The sequence below is a fragment of the Arthrobacter sp. TJ-217 genome (assembly GCF_058269255.1).
In genome coordinates, this window is sequence record NZ_JBZCNJ010000001.1 from 607,034 (window position 1) to 615,920 (window position 8,887).

The window sequence follows — 8,887 nt, forward strand, 5'->3', positions numbered from 1 at the left end:
ATTTGAATTTAGGCTAGCCTTACTTCTGTTCACTCCTGAGTCCAGGATCCCCGGAAGTAAAGGACCCCCATGTCCCCCTCACGCGTGCGCGCCCTCATGGCCGTCGCAGCCGCCGCAGTACTTTCCCTCTCCGCGTGCTCCACGGGGCCTGCAGACGGAGGGTCCGCCGCAGCCGGCGGCAATGACGCCGGTGCCGCAGACGCCTTCCCGGTCACCATCGAGCACGCCTTCGGTGAAACGACCCTTGAGGAGAAGCCCGAACGCGTCGCAACGGTGGCCTGGGTGAATGCCGACGTTTCGCTGGCCCTCGGGGTGGTTCCGGTGGGAATGCCTGCCGACTCCTACGGCGGCAACGAGAACGATTCAACCCCGTGGAAGGACGCCAAGCTTGAGGAACTGAGCGCTCCGATCGGCAGCGAGGACGCCCCGGCCCAGTACTCCGAAACGGACGGCATCGCCTTCGACGAGATTGCCGCGACGGATCCCGACGTCATCCTCGCCGCCTACTCGGGGCTCTCCCAGGAGGATTACGACACCCTCAGCGCCATCGCCCCGGTGGTCGCCCACCCAGAGGTTGCCTACGGGACCTCATGGCAGGATTCGACGCGCATCATTGGAAAGGCGCTGGGGCTGTCGGACCGGGCGGAGGATCTCGTGACGGACACCGAATCCGCAATCACAAAGGCGGCCGCCGAATATCCGCAACTAAAGGGCAAGAGCTTCATTTACGGCACCCTCGCACCAAAGAGCGCGGAGGGAATCAGCATTTACACGGCCAATGACAACCGCCCCCGCTTCCTGTCGCAGCTTGGCATGAACCAGGCGGATGTCGTCACCGAGAACACCAAGGGCTCGGAGGAGTTCTTCATCCCCTGGTCCACGGAGCGGGCGGAGGAGCTGGAGTCGGACGTCTTCGTGACCTATGTGCCCGACGCCGCCACGGCGGAAGCGATTGGGAGCGATCCCCTGCTCGCTCAGATTCCTGCCGTGAAGAAGGGCGCACTCGTGGCCGACAGCGATGAAACCCTCACCCTGTCCATTTCTGCGGCCAGCCCACTGAGCCTGCCATGGGCCTTGGACAAGTTCCTTCCGCTCCTCGGCGAGGCTGCGGACAACGCCTAAGCGCCACTTCGTTGCCGTTCCCGCGCATCTAGGCTGGAATTGGAGAAAACGAAGGGAACCGATGATGGCCCAGTTGGAAATCAATGAGCTGCAGGAGGCCACGGCCTGGGACAGTGAGGGCACCAAGCTCGGTGCCGTCAACGAGGTGCATCTGGAGAAGGCTTCGGGAGCGCCGGGGTGGGTGACCGTCTCCCTGGGGCTGCTCAACACCCGTGAGCATTTCGTTCCGCTCGCCGGGTCCCGCCTTGAAGGGTCCGACCTCCATCTGGGCTGGACCCGGGACGTCATCACCGAATCCCCCGACGTATCCAGCGACAAGGAACTTTCGGCTGACGAGGAACGGCAGCTGAGCGATTACTACGGCCTGTAACAGGGGTGCCGGGCCCGGACGGATCACTTCCCGCGGGCCCGGCGGGACTCCCTCTCATTGGCCTTCTGGAGGGCGTCAACCAGCTCGCTTTTCGTCATGGACGAACGGCCCCGCACATCGAGCCGCTTCGCGAGCTCGTAAAGGTGGGCCTTTGAAGCGTTGGCGTCAACGCCCCCGGCCGTCGCGCGGGACGTATCGGCGCCGCCTTCGGCCTGTGGGTCCGACGGGCCGTACTCCTCCTTCGGCTCCCAGTGATCGCCCACCTTCTCGTGCGTGTGCTTCAGCGCGGCGAACGCCGTACGGTGGGCCCGCTCACCGTCGCCGTACTGTTCCTCGGCGGACTCGAGCGTGCTCGCGAACGTATCCTGGGCGCGTTTCCCCGACCGCTGAAGCGTGCTCGGCAGTTCCTCGACCGCGGGTTTCTTGGGCTTGGCCATGACCTACCCTCCTTGGACTGTCTTTTCCACCCTAGGCCAGGCTTGGCTCGTTGTCTCCGGCGGCAACGCCGGCGAGGTAGCGTGCCAGGGCACGCGGTGCGGAGGTCGGCGCCGAGGCCTCAACGGCCGCGTTGTAGTTGGTGTTCGTATTGACGTCGTAGGTCACAACCCGCCCGTCGACCGTCTCGATGAACTCGATCCCGCACACCTCGATGGAGTTCCTGCGCGCGAACTCCACGTACCTCTCAAGGATCGGATGGTCAAAGCCCTCCCGAAGGCTGAACAGCTGCTGGCCGGGCTCCGGTGCCATCGTTGCCCCGGGCGGCATGATCGGCCTCCCGGTCACCGGGTCGATGGCGCAGGCGTCGGCCGGGCACAACTGGAAACCGCCCCGGGCGGTGTCCGCCTTGATCGCATAGATGAACTCTCCGCCCACGATTTCCACGCGCGTGATGAACGGCTCCGCGGCCTGGAGGAACTCCTGGACCAGGGTGATGCCGTCCTGGGGCTCCTCGAACACATCCGAGGCGACGTAGGCGGCAAGCTCGGCATGTGAGTCGAACTTCCGCACGCCGAGCCCCTTGCCGCCCTGGTTGTGTTTGAGGATCAAGGGAAGCTCGAAGGTCTTCGCCGCCTCGAGGATGCGCCCGCGTCCAACCGCGGCGACAGTGCGCGGCGTCTCGATGCCGGCAGCCTTGAGGGCCGTGAGCTGGTCGACCTTGCTCATCTCAAGCTCAAGCACGCGCCGGCCATTCACGGTTCGCCGCCCGTGCGCCTCAAGCCAGGACAACACCGCCCGGGCGTAATCCTTGGACAGGGCGTGGCCGCGTGTGTGCGCCGAGGCGCTGATGCGGGACCAGAAGATGCCCTCGGGCGGGACCGCCCCCAGGTCAAGGACGCCGTCGGTGAGGAGCCATTCCACCACCTCAACGCCCTCGTGTTCGAAGGCCCGGGCGAACGGCGGGAACCACTCCGGATTCTCGTGCAGGGCGTATACGGTGTTCACGTCTTGCCTCTCGAGGGAATCGATTGGAATCCGCTCATCCTACCGGCGAGGGCGCACGCCGCCGCGGAGGTCATCGAGGCCCGCGGGCACCCTCCCGCCGGGGCGCTCCGTCACGGCCGGCCGCTCGTTGCTTCTAAACTGGGGCAATGACTGCAACTCTCGTGGCCAAGAACCTTTCAGGCGGCCACGGTCACCGCACCCTCTTCTCCGGGCTCAACCTCACCGTGGCCCCGGGTGCCGTCGTCGGGGTGGTGGGGCCCAACGGCGCGGGGAAGTCGACCCTCCTGCGTCTGCTCGCGGGTGAAAGTGCGCCGTCGGCGGGGACCGTCAGCCGCGCCCCGGGCGACGCATTCGTCGGGTGGCTCCCCCAGGAGCACGAACGCATCCAGGGCGAGACGGTGGCCGCCTACCTCGGCCGCCGCACCGGAGCCACAGCTGCCACCACCGCGATGGAGGATGCGGCTGCCGCGCTTGTCACGGGAACCAAGGCCGCCGAGGACCGCTACGCCGCCACCCTTGACCATTGGCTGGCTTCGGGTGCCGCCGACCTTGACGACCGGATTCCGGCGGTGCTCGCCGAACTGGGGCTGACCGTCGGCCCCGAGGCGGAGATGACGAGCCTTTCCGGCGGGCAGCTCGCCCGGGCGGGCCTCGCCGCGCTGCTGCTCAGCCGCTTCGACATGGTGCTCTTGGATGAGCCAACCAATGACCTTGACCTCGACGGGCTCGCGCGCCTCGAGGCGTTTGTGACGAACCTGCGCGGCGGGGTGGTGCTCGTCTCCCACGACCGCGAGTTCCTGGCCCGGTGCGTGACCACCGTGGTGGAGCTGGATTCCGCCCAGAACAAGGTTTCGGTCTACGACGGCGGCTACGACGCGTACCTCGAGGAGCGCGCCGTCGCACGCCGTCACGCGCGCGAGGCCTACGACGAGTTCGCCGAGAAGAAGTCAGAGCTCCAGGCACGGGCAAGGACGCAGCGGGAATGGAGTTCGCAGGGCATACGCAACGCCCTGAAGAAGAACCCGGACAACGACAAGATCCGGCGCCGGGCGAGCATGGAGTCATCGGAGAAGCAGGCCCAGAAGGTGCGCCAGATGGAGTCGCGCATTTCCCGGCTCGACGAGGTTGAAGAGCCGCGGAAGGAGTGGCAGCTGCAGTTCAGCATCGGTTCGGCTCCCCGTTCAAGCTCCGTTGTGGCAACCCTGAACCAGGCAACGGCCCGCCACGGCAGCTTCACCCTCGGGCCAGCATCGCTGCAGGTCAACGCAGGCGAACGCATCGGCATCACCGGGCCCAACGGCGCCGGCAAGTCGACCCTGCTGCGTCTTCTGCTGGGGCACGAGGCGCCGGATTCGGGAAGTGCGTCCCTCGGCGCGAGCGTTTCGGTCGGTGAAATCGACCAGGCGCGGAGCCAGCTCACCGAGGACGCCCCCTTGGGCGAGGCTTTCGAAAGGGCGATGCCGCAGCTGACCCAGGCGGAAGTGCGCACCCTGCTGGCAAAGTTCGGACTCAAGGCCGACCAGACGGGCGCGCTGGTGGGCGCGCTCTCCCCCGGGGAACGCACCCGCGCGGGGCTGGCCCTGCTCCAGGCGCGCGGCGTGAACCTGCTGGTGCTCGATGAGCCAACGAACCACCTGGACCTGCCCGCCATCGAGCAGCTCGAGGAGGCGCTCGAAAGCTACACAGGCGCGCTGCTCCTCGTCTCGCACGACCGCCGGATGCTTGAGAACGTTCGGCTCGACACCCGCTGGGCGGTTGACGCCGGACAGGTCACCACGGTCTGAGGCTCAATCCGTCTGAGGCCCGGGCAGCAGCACGCCCGGGGTCCTTGGGCACCCGGGCGTGCCGTTCGAAGTGCCGGTGTCAGCTAGGTTCCAGCGTCACCACCGGTGGGCGACGTCGATCACCACGCGGGAGCCGTTGCCCGGCCCTGCCACGGTGAAAACGCGGAACGGCAGCCGCGCCCGGACCCCGAGTCCGAAGGTGGTCGAACCTTCGAAGCTTCCCGCGTAGGCGAGTTGCCGGAAGGTCCGGTAACCGTTCACATTCACTATCTCCTTGCGGTTGGCGGGGCGGTAGGTTGCCTGTCCCCTGTCGTTGTAGGCGGGGGCATGGACATCAACCTGGATGTCCGCTTGTCCGCGGAGTGGGATGACGGCGCCGGACCCGGGGGCATACACCCTCGGAACGTACGACACCCGGTAGCCGGGGGCACGTCCGGAGATGTCGACCACCATTCGGTCGAAGCACTGGTGCTGCCCTGCGCGCACGTTGGTGATTGGAGCCGTACGAGTGACCGGAGCGGTCTTGGCCTGCGAGCCCCAGGTAATGCCGCAGTAGGCGGCTGAGGCGGGGGCCGGACCGGCCAGCCCCAGCGCCGCGGTGAGGCCAAGAGCGGCCAGCGCGGCGGGAATCGTGCGGGTCCTGCGGATTTCTTTCATTCCACACCACCTTAGGGTTGCACAACTGGTGCGTCTATGTTAGGCCCGCGGAAGGCGGGCGTCTTCAATGGAGCAGGAGTTGACGCTCGATTGTTATGGTGAAGCATGACCGGACTCCCCGTTGCCCTCATTACGGGCGCCTCGCGCGGAATCGGGCGCGCCATCGCGGCCGAACTCGCCTCGACACATCACCTCCTCCTTGGCGGCAGGAACGCCTCCGCCCTGCAGGACCTGGCATCGAATTTTTCCTCGGCCGAGCCGTTTGTCGCCGAACTCCGGCACAGCGATGAAATGGAACGGGCCTGCGCCGGAATTGAACGGCTCGACGTCCTTATCCACTCAGCGGGGATCCTCCGCGGGGGCAGGGTGGCGGACCTGGGCGGGGACGACTGGAGGGAAAGCTTCGAGGTGAACGTCTTCGCCGTCGCGGACCTGACCAAACGTCTGCTTCCCGCCCTGCGGGCGGCCGGCGGGCAGGTCATTGCCATCAATTCAGGCTCCGGCTACAGCTCGGGCGCCGGCTCTGCCGCCTACAGCGGAACGAAGTTCGCCCTTCGCGCGCTCACCGACGCCCTGCGTGAGGAAGAACGCACGAACGGGGTCAGGGTCAGCTCCATCCATCCCGGACGCGTCGCCACGGACATGCAGCGGGAACTGCACGCGCTGGAGGGCAAGGAGTACAACCCAGCGGCGTGGATCCAGCCTGACCAGGTGGCCAAGGCCGTGCGCCTTGCGGTTGATGCATCCCTCGAATCGACGATTGAGACGCTGAGCATCAGGCCGTCGGGAATTTCCTTTTAGGCTCCGGCCGTTCCGCCCGGGCCGAGCCGCGCACAGCTCAGCCGGGATGGAACGGCGGCGTCTTGGCTCAGACCGGCGGGGTGCGCCGCCCTGACTGAATACGGCTTGTCAGGCTGCGCATCGCCTGATGCCTTCGGGCCGAGAGGTCGCGGAGGAACTTGTTCGATTCGGGATTCCGCAGTGGGCTAGCTGCGCGCTGGTACCTGGACTGTCCGGGAGGGCGGGAGTTATCTGCCTGGGGCCTGGGTGTCATGGTGGGATTGTCCCCTTCGGTCGGAACGCGGGGTATGGCTGTGGTGTGAGGCGTTGGAAGTGGTTGGATGAGGCGTTGAAGCTGGCGCCGGCGGGCGCTCCTCGAACTCGGAAGTGTGAATTGATTGTAGGGCCGCCCGGCCGGGCCTACAAGGAAATTCGTATCGGTGAGGCTTCAGAAGGCGTAGCGGATGCGGCAGTAGGGAATGGCGTGCCGTGCATCCTGCAGGAAGTCGTCGAGGTAGCCCCGCTTTTCGTACGCGATGTAGCGGACGTTGGTGAACCCGTTGCTTGAACGCTTCACTTCCTGGAGGTCGGGGCGCCAGAGAATCTCCTCCGCCTGCGGGTGCCATCCCAGATTCACCTCGTGGAGCTGCTGGTTGTGGGTGAGGAAGATGACTTCCGCCGCGAGTTGGGCTTTGGCAGCGGGGGTCAGGGCCGCGTCGAGCTGGGCGAAGAGCTCGCGCCACTCCGCCCGCCAGTTGGGGGTGATGATCACCGGGGAGAAGTTGACGTGGACTTCGTAGCCGGCCTCAACAAAGTCGTTGATCGCGGCGATGCGTTCGGAAACGGGGGCCGTCCGCACGTCAACGGTCCGGGCGAGCCGCTCCGGCATGAGGGAGAACCGGACGCGGGTGCGGTGCTGCGGATCCCAGGACAGCAGGTCGCGGTTGACGTACTTGGTGGCGAAGGACAGCTTCGATGTGGGAAGTTCCCGGAACAGATTCACGAGGTCTTTGACGTTGTCGCTGACCAGCGCGTCCACCGAGCAGTCGCTGTTCTCTCCGATGTCGTACACCCACGCCGAGTCATCGCACTGGTTCGGCTCGAGCTTCATGCCCTGCTTCGCGACATGACGCTCAAGGTAGGCGCTGATCTGCTCGATGTTTGCGAAGACGGTGATCGGGTTGCTGTAGCCCTTGTGCCGAGGGACGTAGCAGTAGGCGCACGCCATCGCGCATCCGTTCGCCGTGGAAGGCGCGATGAAGTCGGCGGACCGCCCGTTGGGCTTGGCCGTCAACGACTTCTTGACCCCTACGACGAGGGCCTCGGTCTTGATCCTGACCCACCGGCGCACATTGGCTTCATCGCCGTTGAGCTCCGGTATGCGCCAGTGGCTGGCAACCTCGACCACCTCGGCTTGAGGCCAACGGGCAAGAATCTCCTGACCCCGTGGGAGCTCCGCCGCGGCGGGCTCGATATAGATCCGGCTGATCTGCAGGAGCTTGTTCGGCTCGATCATGCGCTTCCTTGGCTGACGACGTCGGGTATCCAACGCTATCGCCCGCCTCCGACATTTCAGCGCGCTGCTGTGGCCTTCAATCCGAGCAGCATCGAGTAAGCCCCCGCCCAGGCGGGCACGGGCTTCCGGACCGCGCGGCCGCGTTAGATCGTCTGGCGCTGGCGGATTCCGGCCCTGCCCATGGCATCTGTGTACGCCGCGTGGATTTCGGCGAGCCAGAGTTCCTGGTTGGCGGGGGTGCCCTTGAATGCCCGTTCGCTGGTGGAGCGGACTTCGTAGATCTTGAAGCCGCGCTTGTAGATGGCCCGGTTCTCGAGCTTCATCAGCCTGCGCGCCGCCTTGTGTGCGTCAGCGCCGTGGGCGATAAGGGCGGACGCCCTTGGCACCTGCTGGAGGAAGCTGAGCAGCGGCTTCACGCCATCGGTGATCTGCTCCATGGTGAGCGCCCGCTCCTTGCCCTCTTCGACAAACCACGGATAGGCGTTCCAAGGCATGACCTGCTCGGGACGGAGGCCCGCGGACTCATAGATTTCCGCGATCCGCACCGAAGCGGGGTCTTCGTTCTCGAAGGAGACAAATCCCGACGAAAGCGAGGAGCCGGGGCTCGAGAAAAGGCTGACAATCTTGCAGCCGTCGACGTCGTGCGCCGGGTCGATATAGGGGACGGTCGAGCCGGGTTTGGAAGCGCTCAGCGAATCACACAGCCGGTTGACGTCTTCAATGTTAGGGTCGTAGCGCCGTTCCCATTGCTGCGCCCGATAGGTGGGATCCGCCATACGTTGTACCAATTCAGCCTCCTAGCGGGCAGCGCCCGGAGTGGCAACAACTTGTCCGCAGATACCCAGTTTACGCCGACCGCCGACGGGAGCCCGTTCGGGGCCCCTCCGGCCCCTGTCCGCGCGGATCCACCGGGGTAACCGGCCGGCGGCGGCAGGCCCGCAAATACGGCGTGTCGGACGGGGCGCGCCGACGACGCCGACGCACTGCCGGCCAGCCGCGGCTCCCCTCGCTGTGGCTAAACTCTCCGCTGTAACTTTCCGGCCGCCGGCGCTAGGCCGGCTTCTCGGTGCGCCCGGCGTGGGAGTGCTCCGCAATCCATGCGGCCGCCTGGATGATGTCCTCGGGGTTGATGCCGTGTCCGCCGGGGCTTGTGGTGCGGTGGACGGTGGCGTTGCGGGCCTTGAGGTCACTGGTGAGGCGTTCGACGCTGGCCTG

At 66.2% G+C, this 8,887-nt stretch carries 9 protein-coding genes; 4 read left to right on the top strand and 5 right to left on the bottom strand.

Annotated features, from left to right (window positions below):
• Positions 1 to 69: 69 nt before the first annotated feature.
• Entirely contained in the window at positions 70 to 1,122 is a 1,053-nt protein-coding gene (locus AC4D2R_RS03025; protein ID WP_490937319.1) for an iron-siderophore ABC transporter substrate-binding protein, read from the top strand.
• Between the two features lie 64 nt (positions 1,123 to 1,186).
• Positions 1,187 to 1,492, top strand: coding sequence for a PRC-barrel domain-containing protein (locus AC4D2R_RS03030; RefSeq protein WP_490937321.1), 306 nt, complete (start codon positions 1,187 to 1,189; stop codon positions 1,490 to 1,492).
• A 23-nt stretch (positions 1,493 to 1,515) separates the two neighbouring features.
• On the opposite strand, the gene AC4D2R_RS03035 is transcribed toward AC4D2R_RS03030, so the two are convergent.
• Both AC4D2R_RS03035 and AC4D2R_RS03040 read right to left on the bottom strand, forming a co-directional pair.
• Positions 1,516 to 1,929, bottom strand: a complete 414-nt coding sequence (locus tag AC4D2R_RS03035) for a ChaB family protein (RefSeq protein WP_490937323.1) — start codon at positions 1,927 to 1,929, stop codon at positions 1,516 to 1,518.
• A gap of 31 nt (positions 1,930 to 1,960) precedes the next feature.
• Complete coding sequence (locus tag AC4D2R_RS03040; RefSeq protein WP_490937325.1) at positions 1,961 to 2,935, bottom strand: ATP-grasp domain-containing protein; 975 nt, start codon at positions 2,933 to 2,935, stop codon at positions 1,961 to 1,963.
• Positions 2,936 to 3,081: 146 nt separating this feature from the next.
• Between AC4D2R_RS03040 and AC4D2R_RS03045 the strand changes: the two genes are divergently transcribed.
• Positions 3,082 to 4,719, top strand: a complete 1,638-nt coding sequence (locus tag AC4D2R_RS03045; RefSeq protein WP_490937327.1) for an ABC-F family ATP-binding cassette domain-containing protein — start codon at positions 3,082 to 3,084, stop codon at positions 4,717 to 4,719.
• A gap of 96 nt (positions 4,720 to 4,815) precedes the next feature.
• Here AC4D2R_RS03045 and AC4D2R_RS03050 read toward each other — a convergent pair whose 3' ends face one another.
• Entirely contained in the window at positions 4,816 to 5,376 is a 561-nt protein-coding gene (locus AC4D2R_RS03050) for an AMIN-like domain-containing (lipo)protein (protein WP_490900581.1), read from the bottom strand.
• Positions 5,377 to 5,481: 105 nt separating this feature from the next.
• Here AC4D2R_RS03050 and AC4D2R_RS03055 point away from each other — a divergent pair, with 105 nt between their 5' ends.
• Positions 5,482 to 6,177 carry an SDR family oxidoreductase gene (locus AC4D2R_RS03055; protein WP_490937329.1) on the top strand — a complete coding sequence of 232 codons (696 nt, stop codon included), beginning with the start codon at positions 5,482 to 5,484 and terminating at the stop codon, positions 6,175 to 6,177.
• A 427-nt stretch (positions 6,178 to 6,604) separates the two neighbouring features.
• On the opposite strand, the gene AC4D2R_RS03060 is transcribed toward AC4D2R_RS03055, so the two are convergent.
• Entirely contained in the window at positions 6,605 to 7,669 is a 1,065-nt protein-coding gene (locus AC4D2R_RS03060; protein ID WP_490937364.1) for a spore photoproduct lyase family protein, read from the bottom strand.
• A gap of 146 nt (positions 7,670 to 7,815) precedes the next feature.
• A complete protein-coding gene (locus AC4D2R_RS03065) occupies positions 7,816 to 8,448 on the bottom strand; it encodes a uracil-DNA glycosylase family protein (RefSeq protein WP_490900579.1) in 633 nt (210 codons plus the stop codon).
• Between the last annotated feature and the right edge of the window lie 439 nt (positions 8,449 to 8,887).